Here is an 18,840-nt window from a genome sequence, read left to right on the forward strand (position 1 = left end):
CCCCTTGCGGGCGCGCCAACGGGATGACAATTTTTTATTGTTTCTGGCGGCGGATTTTGCGCCACCGCACGACGTTGGCGTTGTGCTCTTTCAGCGTTTTGGCAAAGACATGCCCGCCGGTGCCGTCGGCGACAAAATAGATATAGTCATGCTCTTCGGGGTTCAGGACCGCCTCAATTGATGCTTTGCCCGGATTGGCGATGGGCGAAGGGGGAAGTCCGGCATATTTATAGGTGTTATAAGGGCTGTCGATCTGGAGGTCTTTTTTCAGTAAGCGCCGTCCGAGTGGGCCTTTCCCATCATTCTTATGCTGGCCTTTGGTGAGTGCGTAGATCACGGTGGGGTCGGTTTGCAGCGGGATGCCCTTTTTCAGGCGGTTGATAAACACGCCCGCAACGCGGCGGCGTTCTTCGTTCACGCCGGTTTCCTTTTCAACGATCGAGGCCAGCGTGAGAACATCGCCGACGGTTTTGAGCGGCGCACTCACGCCCGGGCAATCGAGGGTCAGTAAATCATCAAAGCCGCGGATTTGAGCCTCGACGCCACAAACGACGGTTAATTCGGTGATCATTTCTTCTTCGAGGCGTTTGAGAATATCGCCGCGCGGTTCGTTTAACTGATAGTCATAGGTGTTGGGCAGCAAAGCGCCTTCGGGGGGAATGGTTGCAATTTCACCGGAAAGGCCTTCCAGCGTTTTCAAATGCTGAACGATTTCATAGCTGGTCAAGCCTTCCCGGATGGTAAAGCGGCGCTGAACGGTTTTACCCTCGAGCAATTGCGTCATAATGTCTTTCATTGAAGCGTGGGCGGGGATTTCATATTCTCCGGCTTTAAGGCGGGTGGCCTGTCCTGTTAAACGGCCCATGGCCCTGAAAACGAAAAAGTCTGTCGTGTCTTCGATGATGCCGTGATAAAGTAAAAGCTCGGCGATACCATTAAATCCTGTTCCAGACGGAACAATCAGGGCCGCTGGTTCTTTCAATGTGCCGGGTTTCTGAAATTCATGTGCCGCCCACCAGAAACCCAGCGCAGCTAGCACGATAACGCTTGTCAGGCTGTAGACAAACAGGCCAAGAACAAGCTTGAGTCCGATTCTGGCTTCTTTGTCACCCATGATTTAAACGGCTTTCATAACCAGCGAGGCATTTGTGCCGCCAAAACCAAAGGAGTTGGACAGGGCCGTGGTCACCTTTTTCTCTTTAGCCACTTTAGGGACTAGATCCATTCCGGTGCAATTCTCGGATGGCTTCTCAAGGTTAAGGGTCGGCGGCAATGTTGAGGTTTGCATGGCTTTAAGTGTATAGATCGCCTCGACTGCGCCAGCCGCGCCAAGCAAATGGCCGATGGCCGATTTGGTTGATGACATGGAGACCGTGTCCAGCGCATTTACAAACAGGCGCTGGACCGCGCCGAACTCTATACCATCGCCGACAGGGGTTGAGGTGCCATGAGCGTTGATGTAGTCGATGTCTTCGGGGTTGACCTGCGCCCGTTTCAATGCAGCTTCCATCGCTCGGTAGCCGCCATTGCCGTCTTCTGCGGGAGAGGTGATGTGGTGGGCATCGCCGGACAGGCCATAGCCGATAATTTCACCGTAAATGGTCGCGCCGCGCCGCTTCGCATGCTCATATTCTTCCAGCACGACGATCCCGGCGCCTTCGCCAATCACAAAACCATCGCGGTCTTGGTCCCACGGGCGGGAAGCTTCTTCAGGGCGATCATTATAGCTAGTTGTCAAGGCACGCGCGGCGGCAAAGCCAGCCACACCAAGGCGGCAGACAGCCCCTTCCGCGCCGCCAGCAACCATAACGTCGGCATCATCCAGCGCGATTAAGCGCGCAGCGTCGCCAATAGCATGGGTTCCGGTTGCGCAGGCCGTGACGACGGAATGGTTGGGACCGCGGAAACCGTATTTAATAGAGACATGGCCAGAGATCAGATTAATCAGGGCAGCAGGGACAAAAAACGGCGAAATGCGCCGGGGGCCGCGATCATTCATTAGGGTAGAAGTCTGGTAAATCGTTTCCAGCCCGCCAATACCAGAGCCTATCAACACACCCGTGCGATTCTGATCTTCCTCGCCTTCGGGCTTCCAGCCGGAATTTTCAATAGCTTCTTTAGCGGCGGCGATGCCATAGGTAATAAAATCATCGATTTTTCGCTGTTCTTTCGGTTCGACGAACAGATCCGGGTTAAATGCGCCATCGGCTGGATTTTCACTGTCTGTGCGTGGAATGATTCCAGCGATTTTCGATGTAATATCAGATACATCGAAATGCTCGATCTTTTTAATGCCGCTCTTGCCGGAAGTGATTTCATTCCAGTTATGGTCTACGCCCACGCCCAGCGGTGAAACCATACCCAATCCGGTGACAACGACTCTTCTCATACTACTTACCTTTTAAATGTAAAGACAGCCGCACAAACGGCGGCTGGCATTAAAATTATGTGCAATAAATTGCACCTCAAGTGCTTTTAAAACAGCTTATTCAGCAGCATTTTCTTTGATGAAGCTTACAGCATCGCCGACTGTTTGAATTTTTTCGGCGGCGTCATCAGGAATTTCCACGCTGAATTCTTCTTCAAAAGCCATAACCAACTCAACCGTATCCAGTGAGTCTGCGCCCAAATCATCAATAAAGCTCGCGCCTTCTGAGACCTTGTCAGCATCTACGCCCAGGTGCTCGACTACAATTTTCTTTACGCGCTCTGCAATGTCACTCATCGTTCTTCCTTGTCCTTAATTAGAAATCGTTTTCGTCTTTGTAATTTAATAGGTCCGAACTTTACCAGCCCATTTCCCGATTGCAAGACATTTTGTCTGATTAGCATAAGGGCATGGAATGCCAAATCATTTTCAACGTTTGAGGTGATGCTCAATGTGGATAAGCTCGTCGATTATTGCATTTGCCCCGGCATCTTTTAACGCCTGACCCTGCGCAGCCTTATCATGGGCCGTGCCGATAAAACCCAATACATCAATTCCGGCAGCGCGCGCTGCGTTTACCCCTGCGGGGCTGTCTTCGATCACCAGCGCGTTTGCGGGCGGAGTTTGCATTTTATCGCAAGCAAAGAGGAAAATGTCCGGCGCAGGTTTCGGGCGCTCGACCTGGATTTTGGTGAAAATCCGGTCTTCCTCGAAATATGACAAAAGGCTGGTGACAGCAAGGCTTTTTATAACATTGCCGCGTTCACCGTTGGAGCCAATACAAATTTGGGTTTGGGCTTTCAGGTTTTTTAAGACCGCACTGGCATGGCGGGCGGCTTTCAGGTCCGTATCCATGCGCGATCCGGCGATTTTGATATAGCGCTGGACGATGTCTGCGGGCATCGGCTCGCCGTGGTGTTCTTCAAGTTCATCGCGGATGGTGGACCAGCTTTTGCCTGAAAAACGCTCGAGACAGAGCTGCGGGGTGTATTCATCATAGCCGATTTCATTGAGCAGCTCGGCAGTGACGGTGTTATAGAGCCTCTCGCTGTCGACCAGCGTCCCGTCGCAATCGAAGATGATGAGGGAATGCATACCCACTAAATCATCGCCATGCCGCCATTGACGTGGATCGTCTGGCCGGTGACGTAACCGGCTTCATCGGAAGCCAGATAGAGCGCAGCGGCGGCAATGTCCTCGGACGTGCCCATTTTCCCGGCGGGAATATTGGCGCTGATTTTTTCTTTTTGATCATCGTTGAGCGCATCGGTCATGGCCGTGGCGATAAAGCCCGGCGCGATGCAGTTGACGGTGATGCCGCGCGACGCAACTTCGGCGGCCATAGCCTTGGACCAGCCGATCATCCCGGCCTTGGAGGCGACATAGTTGCACTGGCCCGGATTTCCCGTTACGCCGACAACGGAAGCGATACTAATGATGCGGCCATGGCGGCGTTTCATCATGCCGCGCTGGAGGGCCTTGGCGAGTTTAAAGGTCGCGGTCATATTGACGTCAATGACGGTTTGCCAGTCTTCGTCGCTCATGCGCATCGACAGACCGTCACGGGTCAGGCCGGCGTTATTGACCAGAATATCGACCTGGCCAAGCGCTTCATCGGCAGCCTTTACCAAATCGGCGATGGCGTTTTCCTGAGAGAGATCCGCAGGCAGGACAAAAACACGCTTGCCCAGTTCGGTGGCCAGCGTATTAAGCTTTTCCGTGTTGCGCCCGGAGATGCCGACGGTTGCGCCCGCGCTATGCAGAGCCTTGGCAATGGCCCCGCCAATCCCACCTGTGGCACCGGTTACGAGGGCTGTTTTTCCTGTTAGATCGAACATGTTTTCTCCTTAAAATCGTCATTGCGAGCGTAGCGAAGCAATTCATCTGCGACAAGCTTAAAAACTGGATTGCCGCGTCGGGCTGCACCCTCCTCGCAATGACGCAGTTACTTCAATGAATTGATAATCGTTTCAATTTCTTCCGGCGTGCCTGTATTGGCGCAGGATATATCACGATCGATACGCCGCACAAGCCCGCAAAGCACTTTGCCCGCACCCAGTTCGATCATTTCATCAACGCCCTGATCTTTCATCCAGAGGACAGATTCGCGCCAACGGACTGTGCCGGTGACCTGCTCGACCAGAAGCCCGCGAATTTCATCCGGGTCGCTGGTGGCTGCGGCTGTCACGTTGGCAACAACCGGCACGATCGGGGCTTTGATATCGGTCGCGGCGAGGGCTTCGGCCATGGCATCGGCGGCCGGTTGCATCAGCGCGCAGTGAAACGGGGCGGATACAGGCAGGGTCACAGCCTTTTTCGCGCCGCGCGCGGTGGCCAGTTCGACGGCGCGGGCCACGGCGTCCTTGTGGCCGCTGACCACGACTTGGCCGACGGAGTTATCATTGGCAGCAGCGCAAATGTCACTGCCTGCAGCTTCTTGCGCAATGGCCTGCACATCCTCGAAAGACGGGCCGATAATCGCGGCCATGGAGCCAATACCCACCGGCACGGCCTTTTGCATCGCTTGGCCGCGAAGCTTTAGCAGTCTGGCGGCATCTGCGATGGTGAAACTTTCAGCGGCGGTCAGGGCCGCATATTCGCCCAAAGAGTGGCCGGCGACGAACCGGGCGGCGGTTTTAAAATCAATGCCGCCCTGTTTTTTTAAGACCTGCACCACGGCCATGGAAACGGCCATCAAGGCGGGCTGCGTATTTTCGGTGAGATTAAGGTCTTCTTCGGGCCCTTCAAACATCAATTTCGAAAGATTTTGCCCGAGTGATTCGTCAATTTCTTCGAAAACTTCGCGCGCTTCAGGAAAAGTTGCATACAAATCTGCTCCCATGCCTACGCTTTGTGATCCTTGTCCCGGGAATATAAAAGCCCGCGTCATTTTTAGCTCCAATCTTTTGTTTTTTCAATCATATTAGCGAAATATAATTTCCTATTTATAATGGTAAATAAGAATTTTATATCACCTATCGTTACAAAACCTTTGCAAAAAGTTTGCATTTTTTTTGTAAATATGCGAGTTTTTATCTGCTTCGCATAATCTGGTGTTTTTAGTTCCTATAGCGCTGAGAGAAAATTTTCAACTGCGGAGTATCAATAAGAAGTCTCACCTGAATGAGACACCCCATAAAAAGTAGGCCGGTTTTGAGGATGAACGGAGGAGACGACATGACACAGAATATTCACACACGCATCAAGCATTTGCTTGAAGAGACTAACGATGCTTTTGCAAGCAGCGGTACGATTAATATGGATTATGCCGGATTTGCGGCGATGGCGCTGTCTGATTTTAAAAACTTGCTGGGTAATCCGGATCTTACGGATATGGAACTGCGCCGCGTGATCCGTAGCGGTGAGAAAAAACGCCGCTTGAAGGATCCTAACGGCTGCTGGGCAAGCTTTATTGCTCATTACGTTGCTCGCAATGCCAACCAAAATCTTAAAGAACAGTGTACGCTATAGATCTTGGCGAAATTTATAAAGAAAGTCCTTGATTTTAACTGCTGGCTGGGCTTATAGTCCGCCTCAATTCATAACCTCGCTGGTTTAAGAAGGTTTAAGCCAGCTTTTTTAGTGCGTTCCATGCCGAATTGTTCGGTCTTTTTGGGGGGGCACGTAAAGTAACCGAGAGGAGGGCAATATGCCAACTTACGAAACCGTGTTTATGACACGGCAAGATCTTACCGAAGGTCAGGTCAAAGACCTCACCGACAAATACGCCAAAGTCATCACCGACCAAGGCGGTAAAATCCTGAAAACTGAGCAATGGGGCCTGCGCACGCTGGCTTACAAAATCAATAAAGCCCGCAAGGCGAATTACACGCTGGTGGAATTTGAAGCGCCAGGCGCGGCTGTTATTGAGCTTGAGCGCCTGATGCGTATTGACGAAGACGTTATGCGCTGCCTGTCCTTGCGTTTGGATGCTCCAACCGAAGGCCCGTCTGTCATGATGGAAAAAAACCGCGATCGCGATGATGACACAACTATGAAGAAGGAGGCTGCATAATGTCCGCAGCAGATGTACCGACTGTAAAACGTCCATTTTTCCGTCGTAAAAAAACGTGCCCTTTTACAGGCCCATACGCCCCGGCGATTGACTGGAAAGATACAAAAACACTGAGCCGTTATATTTCCGAGCGCGGGAAGATTATCCCAAGCCGCATTACGGCCGTGTCGCAAAAGAAACAGCGTGAACTGGCCAAAGCCATCAAGCGCGCCCGCTTCATGGGTCTTTTGCCTTATGTACAAACTGAGACCGAGCAACGCCAAGCGCGCCCGCCTCGCTCTTAAGGTTTAAGGAGATATAAGATATGTCTACACAGGTTATTTTGTTAGAGCGCGTGGAAAAGCTGGGCAATATGGGCGATGTTGTGTCCGTGAAGCCAGGCTATGCACGTAACTACTTGTTGCCGCAGAAAAAAGCTCTGCGCGCCAGCAAGGACAATGTTGCTTACTTTGAAGCACAGAAAAAACATCTGCAGGCGGAAAGCGACAAGCAGAAAAAAGAAGCTGAAAAACGCGCCAAGAAGCTTGCCGGCACAAAAGTTGCTCTCATTCGTCAGGCTTCTGAAAGTGGCCAACTTTATGGTTCAGTTGCCTCTCGCGATATTGCGGCAGCCCTTACCGAAGCCACGGGCGAGAGTATTGATCGCTCTATGGTCAAGCTTAATCAAAACTATAAACTGATCGGCCTGTTCCCGATTGACGTAACACTTCACCCTGAAGTGACGGCCGAAATCACGATCAACATTGCCCGCTCACCGGAAGAGGCTGAAATCCAGGCCAAGACTGGCAAAGCTCTGGTTGCTGAAGGTCATGGCGATGAGCCATCTGAGGATGAGCGCGCTGCAGCGGCGGATGAAGTTTTGGAAGATGCTTTGGAAGAAGGCGCTTTGGAAGCTGAAAAAGAGCGTCAGGCAGAAGCCGAAGAAAAAGCTGCGGAAGATGCTGCGAAGGCTGAGGAGCGTGCTACGAAAAAGGCCGAGAAAGATGCTGCGAAAGCCGCTGCTGCCGAAGCTGAAGAAGCAGCAGCTGAGGCTGAATCTGGTGAAGACACCCCGGCAGAAGAAGAGAGCGAAGCTTAAGCTTCTTCACTTGGAATTTTAAAAAGGTCCGCCACGCGCGGGCCTTTTTGTTTGGATTTTATTTCAATGTAAAACACACAAAGTTCGCAGGGTTTTGAGAGTATATGTGACTTCAAAATCCGTCCCAATACCGTCCAGCGCTGGAACTCCGCATTTAATGTGCGGTCCCTTGCAGTTCGGGGCCCTTCACATGGCCCCCGTTTTTAAAACGGGGTTTCTTCAAACTGTATGACTTGGCGAAGTTTGGGTTGAATGCAATCCATCCCCGTTATTCACAGACATGTTTACAGCTTTTCTGGTATGGATGCGGGTGCTCGGTTATGGTGGGGACATGGTACACGATCTTGCATTTCAGGCGCTCGAAGGCGTCTCTCACGTTTCTGGAGACGCCACGCCGAATTACCGCATTTTGCCGCATAACCTTGATGCCGAGCAGGGTTTGCTGGGCGCGCTTTTGGTGGATAACCGCGCCGTGGAGAAAATGGGCGACTTCCTTAAGCCTGCGCATTTCTTTATGCCCGCGCATCAACGGATTTTTGAAACGATTTTGACGCTCATTGAGCGGGGGCAAAATGCTTCGCCGGTGACGCTGAAAAATTATTTCGAAAATGACGAGGATCTCAGGGAAGTCGGTGGGGCTGTCTATCTGGCAGATTTGGCGGGCAATGTAGTAAGCATCATTAACACGGGCGATTATGCCCGCACAATTTACGAGCTACATTTGCGCCGCCAGCTTATTACGCTGGGTGAAGATGTGGTCAATGAAGCTTATGAACATTCGCTGGATTCGGATGCAATGACCACGGTTGAGCGCGCAGAGTCACGGCTGTTTGCGCTGGCCGAGACGGGCGATGTCAAAGGCGGATTCATTACATTGCGCGATTCGGTTTTGACTGCGATTGAGCATGCCGAAAAAGCGTTTCAGTCTGACGGGCATGTAACGGGGATTACGTCCGGTTTGCTTGATGTTGATAAGAAGCTGGGCGGGTTTCAAAATTCCGATCTGCTCATTTTAGCCGGGCGGCCTTCGATGGGGAAAACCGCGCTGGCGGTGAACTGGGCGTTTAATGCGGCCAAGGCCTATGCGGAAAGCGGCGGAAAGCAAGGCGGGCGCGTGGCGTTTTTCTCTTTGGAGATGGCGGCGGAACAGCTTGCCGGGCGGATTTTGTCGGAGCAATCGGGCATTTCCGGTGATGCGATTCGCAAGGGCAATATCAAGCAGGAAGATTTCCGCGCCTTTGTTGAAGCTTCACAAAAGATGAGTCAGGTGCCGCTGTATATTGATGATACCCCTGCCCTGTCGATTGGCGCGGTGCGAACGCGTTCACGCAGGCTCAAGCGCCAGCACGGGCTGGATATGATCGTGGTGGATTATTTGCAACTTTTGCGCGGCACGGGTTCGCGCCAGTCTGAATCTAATAGGGTGCTGGAAATTTCCGAGATTACGCGGGGGCTTAAGGCCATTGCCAAAGAGCTGGAAATTCCAGTGATTGCGCTGTCGCAGCTTTCACGGGCGGTGGAACAGCGTGAAGATAAACGCCCGCAACTCTCGGATCTTCGGGAATCAGGATCAATTGAGCAAGATGCGGATGTGGTGATGTTTGTCTACCGCGAGGAATATTATCTATCGCGGGCGGAACCTGAGCCGGGTACGGAAAAACATATGAAGTGGCAGGAAAGCATGGAACGCGCGCATAATGTTGGCGAATGTATTGTGGCCAAGCAGCGCCACGGCCCGATCGGCATTGTAAAGATGTTCTTTGATCCGAACCTGACGAAATTTTCGGATCTTGACCCCAATCATATCGGGGCGAGTTTCGGAGAGTAAGCGATGCGCGGGCGCCTCAGCATTGATCTTGGCGCATTGGCGCGTAATTATCGTACAATTCAAAACATGGTTGGTGAAAACTGCACGGCGGCAGCGGTGGTTAAGGCCGATGGTTATGGCTTAGGCGTCGCGGCGGTGGCCAAGGCTTTAAAGGGTGCGGGAGCACAGGATTTTTTCGTTGCCAATCTGGATGAGGCAGCGGCGCTGCGTGGCATACTTGGCGAAGGGCCAGTGATTTATACGCTTAATGGCTTTGATGCGCGGGGCGCTCATGTTTATCAATCTGAACAGATTATCCCGGTTTTGAATTCACTTGAAGATGTGCAGGATTTCGGTGCGCATGGGCAGGACCTCCCTGCTCCAGCGCTGCATATTGATACGGGGATGAATCGTTTGGGTATTCGCATGGATAGGCTGGATGCGTTACAGGGGCATGATTTCAGTCTTGTGATGAGCCATTTTGCCTGCGCGGATGAAAAAGACCATTCAATGAACGCGGCGCAGTTTGAAGTCTTTCAAGCCGCTGCAAAACATTTTCCCCGAACGAAGAAATCGCTCGCCAATTCCTCCGGGGCTTTTCGCTCCAATGCGTATCACTTCGATATGGTTCGCCCTGGTATGTGTTTGTATGGTCTGAACCCCAAGCCGGAAACGGAAAATCCGATGGAGGCAGTGGTCAGCCTGTCGGTTCCCATTTTGCAAATCCGTGACACGGCGCCAGGCGAGACCTGCGGATATAACGCTACGTATCGTTTTAAAAATAAAACAAGGCTGGCCGTGGTCGCGCTTGGCTATGCGGACGGGTTTTTGCGTAGTCTCTCGAATGGCGGGGTGTTGTATTGGCAAGGCATTCCTTGCCCTGTGCGCGGACGCGTTTCTATGGATCTGACCATTGTCGATTTGAGCGCTGTGGCGGAAAGGGCTTTGCCGACACCGGGTGGTATGATGGAGGTGATTGGGATGCATCAAAGCGCGGATGACCTGGCCCGCGATGCCGGGACAATCGGTTATGAAATTCTCACCAGCCTGGGGGCGCGGCATTTGCGCCGCTATATTGATTAACCGATCATCACCCAATTCTCAACTTCTTTTAAATGATTGAAATAAAAAGAAAAAAGAAACCCCGGCTTTAAGCCGGGGCCCATAGGGTTTAATTATGTATCGTATTGGACCCCGCATCAAGTGCGGGGTTTCACAAGTTTTGTATTTCGCTGAAAAGAAGAAAGTTGGGAATAGCGTACCATGCGGATTTCTGGCGGTAAATCGGCGTCGCTTAGAGGGGCGTAGGTTTCGCTCACCTCTAACGGCAGGCGAAAATCCCACCATTCTTGCGGCAGCGGCCAGAGCGGCGTTCCAGATTCTTGCGCGGCTTTGGCCATTGCAGTGTCAAGGATTTTACGGTTCGTGCGCGCCTCTTCGGTGAGATCTGTGTATGCGCGGTGGGCGGGATTGCTTTCCGGCGCGGGATCGGTGCTGAGATAATCAAAGGGCGTACCCATATCCAAAAGTCGGCCCTCCAGCGTTTCAAGCGAACAATCAATCGCCATCCCCCTCGGGTGTGCGCCTGCGCCGGGTGGAGAGAGCAGCCGCGGCTCTTCCAGCCAATGCGGATTTTCTTTTACCGCGCGGGTTTCAAGCATGGCTGCCTGTGCGTCAACCGTACGCAATCCGTCATAGAGGATCAGGCAATACCCTTGATCGTTTAGGTCAGCTGCGGCTTTCGAAACAATATCGGCCAAATCCTGATGCAGCCATAAATGCGCGTCAGAGCGGTAAATCTGCTGGCCAAACAATAAATTATCATCGCACGCATAGGCGACTTCCACGCGGTAAGGATGGGCGCTTTCCTGTGCACTCATATCAACCAGATCTGCCGGATTTATATTGTGCAGTGTTTTCATGTGATTGAAGTCTTAACCTCGTGCTTTCACGCTGGACCATTGCGGAGCAATGTTTTACTGTGCATTTTTGAACTATAACAGAAACTATTCATGGAACCACAATCGTCTATACAATCATCAGGTCTTTTTGATCCGTTATTGAATGTCTTTCAGGCGGTCGGTGCGTTTATTTTAAATTTTTTTCAGCGCGCCGGGGCCTTATCTATTTTTATTGGACGTGCAATTTACCACAGTTTTACACCACCATTTTTCCCCGCCCAACTTTGGCGACAATTGGTCGATATTGGTTATTACTCGCTGCCTGTAGTTGGTATGACCGCACTGTTTACCGGGATGGTGCTGGCGCTGCAAAGCTATACCGGCTTTACCCGCTTTAATGCCGAGGGTGCGATTGCCGGGGTGGTGGTGCTTTCGGTAACGCGCGAGCTGGCACCTGTTTTGGCAGGCCTGATGGTTGCGGGACGTGTGGGCGCGGCGATTGCTGCAGAAATTGGCACGATGCGCGTGACTGAGCAAATTGATGCGCTGTGCACGCTTTCGGTTAATCCGTTTAAATATCTGATTGCGCCGCGTTTGATTGCCGCGACGATTACTTTACCAATTTTGGTGCTGATTGGTGATATTATCGGAGTTTATGGTGGCTATGTTGTTTCAATTTATAATCTGGGTTTTAGCCCCGGTACTTATCTTACTCAAACTTGGGATATTATTGAGACGATGGATGTAGTGTCCGGTTTGGTTAAGGCAGGTGCGTTTGGCTTTATCGTTGCGGTGATGGGCTGTTATAACGGATTTAATTCCGGGCGCGGGGCGCAAGGGGTGGGCGCGGCTACAACCAACGCGGTGGTATCATCCTCGATCCTGATTTTGATCTTTAACTATCTGTTGACACAGGTGTTTTTCTCATGAGCGATACACCGCCAAAAATTGGGCTAAAAAATGTCTGCAAGGCCTTTGGTTCTAACCGTGTACTTAACGGCGTAGACCTTGTCGTGCCGGAAGGCAAATCCATGGTGATTATCGGCGGATCGGGCACGGGTAAATCGGTGATGCTGAAATGTATTTTGGGATTGATGACCCCGGATAGCGGCTCCATTGAAATTGACGGACAGGAAACTGTCGGCTTGTCGCCCAAAGACCGCGACACGCTGATGCGCAAGTTTGGTATGCTGTTTCAAGGCGCGGCATTATTTGATTCCTTAAAAATTTGGGAGAATGTCGCCTTTGGCCTGATTCAGGGGCGCGGGATGGACCGGGTGCAAGCCCGTGAGATTGCCGTGCAGAAGATTGAGGCTGTCGGTTTGCGCCCGGATGTGTCTGACCTGTTTCCGGCGGAGCTATCGGGCGGCATGCAAAAGCGCGTGGGCCTGGCGCGCGCCGTAGCGGCAAGCCCAGAAATTATTTTCTTTGATGAACCGACAACCGGTCTGGACCCGATTATGGCTGACGTCATTAACCAGCTTATCGTTGAACAGGTTGACGATATTGGCGCAACGGCGCTGTCCATTACCCATGATATGGGCTCTGTGCGCACGATTGCTGATTATGTAGCGATGATCCATGAAGGCAAAATTGTCTGGACCGGGCCGGTTGAAGACCTCGATGATTCGGGCAATGCTTATGTTGATCAGTTTATTCATGGCAAAGCTGACGGGCCGATTACGCGCAGCGTGGCCTGATTTTTAACCACAGATGAACACAGATTCAAACTTTTAAGGTTAGGTTGACCCAGCATACTTGAAAAAATAAATAAAAATTTTGGTGCGCTGGATGGTGTTGGTGTTTAAAAAGACATATCTGTGTCCATCCGTGTTTATCTGTGGTTTTTAAAAATATGAAATATATCTGGTACGCTTTTCTCGGATTGTTTTCCCTCGGTTTTCTGGGGTTGCTTGTGTGTGTCGCGGGGGTCCTTTATATCCTGAATTATTATGGTTCCGACCTGCCGGATTATAAGCAGCTGAAAACATATCAGCCGCCGATTGTTACGCGGCTTTATGCCGGAGATGGTCGGCTGATGGCAGAGTTTGCGCAGGAAAAGCGCATATTTATGCCAATCGAAAAGATTCCTGATCTGGTAAAAAACGCCTTTATTGCTGCGGAGGATAAGAATTTTTATACGCACCAAGGCGTTGATCCAACGGCAATTGTGCGCGCAGCTTATGTTTACGGCCAGCATTTGATGGGTAAGGATGTCAATGTTATTGGCGGGTCAACTATCACACAGCAGGTCGTTAAAAATTTTCTGCTCACCAATGAGCGAAAATTTGAACGCAAAATCCGCGAGGCCATTCTAGCCAGCCGCATTGAGCGGGCGATGACCAAGGACCAGATCCTTGAGCTTTACCTGAACGAAATTTTCCTAGGGTATCGGGCTTATGGCGTAGCGGCAGCGGGACTGCAATATTTCAATAAATCTCTGGATGAACTTAGTGTGGCTGAAGCTGCTTATCTGGCGGGTCTTCCGAAAGCACCAAATAATTATCACCCTACTCGCCATCATGATCGCGCAGTTAAGCAGCGCAACGAGGTCATCCGGCGGATGGAAAATAACGGCTTTATTACAGAAGGTCAGGCAGAGCTTGCCAAACTGGCACCGCTGGAAGTAATCACGCGCGATGAAGATAGGCGGGTCAATGCACCGTATTTTGCTGAAGAAGTGCGCCGCCAGCTGGCCGGGCGTTATGGTGAGGACAGCCTGTATCAAGGCGGGCTGGCGGTGCGCACCACGATTGACCCGAAGTTGCAGGAAATTGCCGAGCGCGCTTTGCGCGAGGGGTTGATGGCTTATGATCGCCGTCATGGCTACCGTGGGCCGCTCAAAACCGTGACCAATGTCGCAGAATGGAAAAGTAAGCTTGAAGAATTTAAAGCGCCGCAAGGCATTATCGACGGATGGAAAATCGCGATTGTTTTGGACGTAGGCAGTGCGCGCGCCGAGATTGGTTTTGAAGACGGGACCAAAGGGACGCTCCCGCTTGACGGCGTAAAATGGGCGCGCAAGTCCCTGAATGAAGGTTATGCGCTGGGACCGGAAATTACGGCTGTAGATGAAGTGCTCTCCAAGGGCGACATTATTGCCGTTTCACCAATCGACGGCAGCAAAAATAATTATGTCTTAGAGCAAATTCCGCTGGTCCAAGGGGCAATCATTGCCATGGACCCGCATACAGGTCGCATTTTGGCGATGCAGGGCGGGTGGAATTACCATTACGGCAGTTCGGAGTTTAACCGCGCAACGCAGGCCCAGCGTCAGCCCGGTTCCGCGTTTAAGCCGTTTGTTTATCTGGCTGCGCTGGAAAATGACTTTACGCCCGCCACGCTGGTTTTAGATGCACCTTTTGTGATTGAAGACCGACCGGGGAATTTCTGGAGCCCGACCAACTATTCAAACGAATATTACGGCCCGACTCCTATCCGGGTGGGGGTTGAAAAATCACGAAACCTGATGACGGTGCGCCTTGCCGATTATCTTGGTATGGACACAATCGTGGATTATGCGAAGCGCTTTGGCATTGATGAGGATATGCCGCCGCTGCTAGCCAATTCTTTGGGCGCAGGTGAAACCACATTGTTAAAATTAACCAGTGCCTATGGCGAGTTGGTAAATGGCGGGAAAAAGATAGAGCCTTCCTTTATCGACCGCATTCAGGACCGGCGTGGCAAGACCATTTTCCGCCATGATGACCGGCAGTGCCACAATTGCGGTGATCTCATTCGCTGGGATTTACAAGAAGCGCCGGAACTTCCTGATCCGCGTGAGCAACTGGTCGATGAGCGCCACGCCTATCAGATTGTTTCGATCATGGAAGGCGTTGTCCAGCGCGGGACAGGCGTACGCCTCAAAGAGCTGGAGCGGCCTTTGGCCGGTAAAACCGGGACGACCAATGAATCCAAAGATACCTGGTTTATGGGCTTTTCCCCTGATCTGGTTACCGGGGTGTTTGTCGGTTTTGATGAGCCGCGCTCGCTGGGAAAACGCGAAACAGGTTCCTCTGTTGCCTTGCCCGTGTTTAAAAGCTTTATGGAAGAAGCGCTGGCCGATGAGCCAATTTTGCCGTTTCGGATACCTAACGGCATTCGCAATGTGCAGATTAACGCCGAAACGGGCGCGCGGGCGCAAATCGGCGATAAAAAGGTGATCTGGGAAGCTTTTACGGTCGGCACAGAGCCGACGCATGACATGTTCATTCTCGATGGTACGGGGATTAATCTGTTTACCGGCAATGCGGCCTATTATGATTATGACGCTCAGAGCGATGCTTATAGTCCGGGTAATCCCGGCGGCTATGATCTTGAACCTTTTCCGCAGGACAACGGCCAGGATGGCGGACTTTATACGCCTGAGGGAACAGCAGCAGGGCAAAACCCGGATCAGCTGCCAAGCAGGCCACCTTACAATCCCTCGCCAACAACGCCAAGCGAAACCAATGTCGGCACTGGCGGGCTTTATTAGTCATTTTTAGATAAGCTTTTTTATGGGCGAATATAGCAAAGAGCATATTTGGATTATAGGCGCCAGCAGCGGTATTGGCCGGGCTTTGGCTATTGAACTGGCAGCGCGGGGCGGAGCGCTTATTTTATCTGCCCGCAATGAAGATGCTTTAAATAGCCTCAATGATGCGCTTGGCGGGGGGCATCAGGTTATCGCTTTAGATGCCGGCGATCATAAGGCGTTAAGCGCTGCAGCGAAGGCCATTCCAAAGCTTGATCGCGTTATCTTTATGGCCGCACTATACGCGCCGCACGGTAAAGAGACTAAAGACATCGATTTCATTCACGACATGATCAGGGTCAATCTGGGCGGCGCGTATAATACCACCAATGCCACCTTGCCGATTTTTGAGAAACAAGGCCACGGGCAGATCGCCTTATGTGGCAGCGTGGCTGGTTATCGCGGGCTGCCCTATGGTCAGCCTTATTGCGCAACCAAGGCGGCGATGATTAATTATGCCGAGAGCCTTAAAATTGAACTGGAGCCTCACAATATTGATGTGAAGATTATCAATCCTGGTTTTGTGCGCACGCCGCTGACTGATAAAAACGATTTTCCCATGCCGATGATGATTGAAGCCGATGCGGCGGCCAAGGTGATTGCCGGAGATTTGCGTTCAAAGCGCTTTGAAATTCATTTTCCCAAACGTTTTACCTGGATGATGAAGATCCTATATTTCCTGCCTGCGCCTTTATATTTTTTTGTCGCACGAAAAATCGTTTCGAAACTTTGAAAAAACGCCCTGAAAATCAATGTTTTTGTTCAGGAGTCAAACGGTGATTGACTATAGAAATCATTTTTAGACTACGGCGTCTGTCGTGTACGATGTGGAGCATGATTCTCAATAACAAACTCTTTGTATTTGATTGGAATGGGACGCTGCTGGCTGACACGGTGCCAAGCTGGAAGGCAGGCAATGTCTGCCTCGAATTCTACGGCGCGGAAGCCATCTCGCTCAAAACCCACCGCGAGACCTTTTGCTTTCCGATCATTCCGTTTTATGAGAAACACGGCGTTTCGGAAGAAACCGTGCTGGAGCGCCGCGATGAAGGCAATGCGGTGTTTCAGGACACCTATGAGCAACTGGCCGCAGGTGCACGCACCCGCCACGGCGCGCGGGATTTGCTGGAGTATCTGAGCGAACAGGGTGCGGAATGCATTATTTTGTCCAATTACATTACCGAGCGGATTGAACGCCATCTGAAGCGCCTGAATATTGAACACTATTTTTCTTATGTTTCCGCGCATGATTGCAACGGCACGACGATTTTGCAAAGTACAACCAAAGTCTTGCGCCTGCGCGATTATATGAGCGAATCCGGCCATGCTCCGGAAAACACAATCATTATCGGCGATACAATGGAAGAACCGGAGATTGCGCGGGCGCTGGGGATTACCTCAATCGGGATTACCGATGGCTATATTTCGCGTGCGCGCTTGCGGCAGGCCGCCCCCGATCACATCGTTCACCGGCTCGATGAAATCGTGAAGTTATTTTAAGTGCGGGATAAGAAGGTCCTGGACAATGGATTGGACGCCTTCTCTCAGGTCTGTTTCTAAATCCTGGGCTTGGGCTTCGGTGAAGCGCTCTTCTTCTAAACGCTTAAAGAAACCGTGCACATTGCGATATGCTTCTTGAGCCCAGGCCTCTCCGGCAAGCGGGTATAATTCCCCAAGCCGCTCAGCGCGTTTTTGTTTGCGCCGAACTTGTTCATTGCTGGGGGTGTGGTATTGCTGGGAGTATTGAGAAAGGGTTATGTCGCTTGGCTCATACCTATTAAAATCTCGCACCGCGACCCAGAAATCCCGGCCAAGCCTTCCGCCGCCGTCAACAGATTGTGAAACTTCTGCCAGATAATGATTTGCTGCGACTTTTGTTTTACTCATTTTTTACTCCAGCTTTGAATTGTGGGACGAATAGACAACATGTGTAACAATATGTCAATAAATAAAACCCTTGGCGCATCAAGACCTTGGTGCTAAAAAGCACCTCATGACTGATATCAATGCATTAAAAACTGAAATCACCAGTGAAATCGAAGCGGCCAGAACCCCTGCAGCGCTGGATGATGTGCGTGTCACCGTACTGGGCAAAAAGGGGCGGATTACCGCGCTGATGAAGACGCTGGGCGGTATGGACCCGGAAGAGCGTAAAACCGTCGGCGCCGCGCTCAACGTTCTGAAGGACGAAATCGCCGAGTTGATTAAACGTCAGGAAAAGGCCCTGAAGAAACAAGCGCTCGATGAACGTCTGGCCACCGAGACGCTCGATGTGACCTTATCGACCCGCCCTGAACGCAGCGGCAAAATCCACCCGATTTCGCAAACTATGGAAGAAATGGTCGGTATTTTCGGGGCCATGGGCTTTAGCGTTGCCGAAGGCCCGGATATCGAAGATGACTGGCATAATTTTACGGCGCTGAACTTCCCGCCTGGCCACCCGGCCCGCGAAATGCAAGATACATTCTTCCTGCCCGAAGACCCGAGCGAAGAAGGTGAGTTGGCCAAAAAACTTTTGCGTACCCATACGTCCGCCGTGCAGATCCGCCATATGAAAGATAATGAACCACCCTATAAGATCGTGTGTTTTGGGCGGACCTACCGTTCCGATTACGACATGACCCACTCACCGATGTTCCACCAGATGGAAGGGCTGTATATCGACAAAAACGTTACCATGGCGCATCTGAAAGGCTGCCTGACTGATTTCGTGCGCAGCTATTTCAAAATGGATGATCTACCGGTGCGATTCCGTCCATCCTTCTTCCCGTTTGTGGAACCGGGTGCGGAAGTCGATATCGGCTATATCAAAAAGCCCGATGGTGGAATTAAGCTCGGCAAAGCCCCCGATGGGCAAGAACAAAAATGGATGGAAGTGCTGGGCGCCGGTATGGTGCACCCCAATGTCCTGAAAAACTGCAGCGTGGATGCGGATGTTTATCAAGGCTTTGCGTTCGGCATGGGCATTGAACGCCTGACGATGCTCAAATACGGCATTCCTGACTTGCGCACCTTTTTTGAATGCGATACGCGCTGGCTTGCGCATTATGGCTTTGATCCGCTGGACCGGCCTAATAATTCCACACGTTCATAAA

Annotated in this window: 20 protein-coding genes; 12 read left to right on the forward strand and 8 right to left on the reverse strand. The window is 51.5% G+C overall.

Annotation, left to right across the window (positions count from 1 at the left end):
- Positions 1 to 34 precede the first annotated feature (34 nt).
- The 6 genes from mltG to fabD form a co-directional block, all read right to left on the reverse strand.
- Positions 35 to 1,114, reverse strand: a complete 1,080-nt coding sequence (gene mltG / locus H6859_07480) for an endolytic transglycosylase MltG (GenBank protein ID USO04994.1) — start codon at positions 1,112 to 1,114, stop codon at positions 35 to 37.
- Positions 1,115 to 1,117: 3 nt separating this feature from the next.
- A complete protein-coding gene (gene fabF, locus H6859_07485) occupies positions 1,118 to 2,389 on the reverse strand; it encodes a beta-ketoacyl-ACP synthase II (GenBank protein ID USO04995.1) in 1,272 nt (423 codons plus the stop codon).
- A gap of 96 nt (positions 2,390 to 2,485) precedes the next feature.
- On the reverse strand, positions 2,486 to 2,725 hold the full coding sequence (locus H6859_07490) for an acyl carrier protein (GenBank protein USO04996.1): 240 nt from the start codon (positions 2,723 to 2,725) through the stop codon (positions 2,486 to 2,488).
- 132 nt (positions 2,726 to 2,857) lie between these two features.
- On the reverse strand, positions 2,858 to 3,529 hold the full coding sequence (locus H6859_07495; GenBank protein ID USO04997.1) for an HAD family phosphatase: 672 nt from the start codon (positions 3,527 to 3,529) through the stop codon (positions 2,858 to 2,860).
- Positions 3,529 to 4,266, reverse strand: coding sequence for a 3-oxoacyl-[acyl-carrier-protein] reductase (fabG, locus tag H6859_07500; GenBank protein ID USO04998.1), 738 nt, complete (start codon positions 4,264 to 4,266; stop codon positions 3,529 to 3,531). The genes H6859_07495 and fabG overlap by 1 nt, the downstream gene beginning before the upstream one ends.
- Positions 4,267 to 4,373: 107 nt before the next feature.
- A complete protein-coding gene (gene fabD, locus H6859_07505; protein USO04999.1) occupies positions 4,374 to 5,318 on the reverse strand; it encodes an ACP S-malonyltransferase in 945 nt (314 codons plus the stop codon).
- A 287-nt stretch (positions 5,319 to 5,605) separates the two neighbouring features.
- Here fabD and H6859_07510 point away from each other — a divergent pair, with 287 nt between their 5' ends.
- The 6 genes from H6859_07510 (at position 5,606) to alr (ending at position 10,411) form a co-directional block, all read left to right on the forward strand.
- On the forward strand, positions 5,606 to 5,899 hold the full coding sequence (locus H6859_07510) for a hypothetical protein (protein USO05000.1): 294 nt from the start codon (positions 5,606 to 5,608) through the stop codon (positions 5,897 to 5,899).
- Positions 5,900 to 6,077: 178 nt separating this feature from the next.
- Complete coding sequence (gene rpsF / locus H6859_07515) at positions 6,078 to 6,443, forward strand: 30S ribosomal protein S6 (GenBank protein ID USO05001.1); 366 nt, start codon at positions 6,078 to 6,080, stop codon at positions 6,441 to 6,443.
- Positions 6,443 to 6,727: a 30S ribosomal protein S18 gene (locus H6859_07520; GenBank protein ID USO05002.1), complete on the forward strand. Its 285-nt coding sequence runs from the start codon at positions 6,443 to 6,445 to the stop codon at positions 6,725 to 6,727. Before rpsF ends, H6859_07520 begins: the two co-directional genes overlap by 1 nt.
- A gap of 20 nt (positions 6,728 to 6,747) precedes the next feature.
- On the forward strand, positions 6,748 to 7,521 hold the full coding sequence (gene rplI / locus H6859_07525) for a 50S ribosomal protein L9 (GenBank protein USO05003.1): 774 nt from the start codon (positions 6,748 to 6,750) through the stop codon (positions 7,519 to 7,521).
- 331 nt (positions 7,522 to 7,852) lie between these two features.
- Positions 7,853 to 9,349 (forward strand): replicative DNA helicase, encoded by a 1,497-nt coding sequence (locus tag H6859_07530; protein USO05004.1) that lies wholly within the window; start codon positions 7,853 to 7,855, stop codon positions 9,347 to 9,349.
- A gap of 3 nt (positions 9,350 to 9,352) precedes the next feature.
- Positions 9,353 to 10,411, forward strand: a complete 1,059-nt coding sequence (alr, locus tag H6859_07535) for an alanine racemase (GenBank protein ID USO05005.1) — start codon at positions 9,353 to 9,355, stop codon at positions 10,409 to 10,411.
- Positions 10,412 to 10,527: 116 nt separating this feature from the next.
- Here alr and H6859_07540 read toward each other — a convergent pair whose 3' ends face one another.
- Positions 10,528 to 11,250 carry a D-alanyl-D-alanine carboxypeptidase family protein gene (locus tag H6859_07540; GenBank protein ID USO05006.1) on the reverse strand — a complete coding sequence of 241 codons (723 nt, stop codon included), beginning with the start codon at positions 11,248 to 11,250 and terminating at the stop codon, positions 10,528 to 10,530.
- Between the two features lie 90 nt (positions 11,251 to 11,340).
- On the opposite strand from H6859_07540, the gene H6859_07545 reads away from it, so the two are divergent.
- The 5 genes from H6859_07545 (at position 11,341) to H6859_07565 (ending at position 17,245) form a co-directional block, all read left to right on the forward strand.
- On the forward strand, positions 11,341 to 12,159 hold the full coding sequence (locus H6859_07545; protein ID USO05007.1) for an ABC transporter permease: 819 nt from the start codon (positions 11,341 to 11,343) through the stop codon (positions 12,157 to 12,159).
- Positions 12,156 to 12,929, forward strand: a complete 774-nt coding sequence (locus tag H6859_07550; GenBank protein USO05008.1) for an ATP-binding cassette domain-containing protein — start codon at positions 12,156 to 12,158, stop codon at positions 12,927 to 12,929. Before H6859_07545 ends, H6859_07550 begins: the two co-directional genes overlap by 4 nt.
- Before the next feature lie 155 nt (positions 12,930 to 13,084).
- Complete coding sequence (locus H6859_07555) at positions 13,085 to 15,706, forward strand: penicillin-binding protein 1A (protein USO05009.1); 2,622 nt, start codon at positions 13,085 to 13,087, stop codon at positions 15,704 to 15,706.
- A gap of 22 nt (positions 15,707 to 15,728) precedes the next feature.
- Positions 15,729 to 16,478 carry an SDR family NAD(P)-dependent oxidoreductase gene (locus tag H6859_07560; GenBank protein USO05010.1) on the forward strand — a complete coding sequence of 250 codons (750 nt, stop codon included), beginning with the start codon at positions 15,729 to 15,731 and terminating at the stop codon, positions 16,476 to 16,478.
- Positions 16,479 to 16,579: 101 nt separating this feature from the next.
- Complete coding sequence (locus tag H6859_07565; protein ID USO05011.1) at positions 16,580 to 17,245, forward strand: HAD family hydrolase; 666 nt, start codon at positions 16,580 to 16,582, stop codon at positions 17,243 to 17,245.
- Here H6859_07565 and H6859_07570 read toward each other — a convergent pair.
- On the reverse strand, positions 17,237 to 17,632 hold the full coding sequence (locus H6859_07570) for a hypothetical protein (GenBank protein USO05012.1): 396 nt from the start codon (positions 17,630 to 17,632) through the stop codon (positions 17,237 to 17,239). The genes H6859_07565 and H6859_07570 overlap by 9 nt on opposite strands.
- A 106-nt stretch (positions 17,633 to 17,738) precedes the next feature.
- On the opposite strand from H6859_07570, the gene pheS reads away from it, so the two are divergent.
- Positions 17,739 to 18,839 carry a phenylalanine--tRNA ligase subunit alpha gene (pheS, locus tag H6859_07575; GenBank protein USO05013.1) on the forward strand — a complete coding sequence of 367 codons (1,101 nt, stop codon included), beginning with the start codon at positions 17,739 to 17,741 and terminating at the stop codon, positions 18,837 to 18,839.
- Position 18,840: the final 1 nt, after the last annotated feature.

This window comes from Rhodospirillales bacterium, from assembly GCA_023898785.1.
Lineage (GTDB): Bacteria > Pseudomonadota > Alphaproteobacteria > Micavibrionales > Micavibrionaceae > TMED27.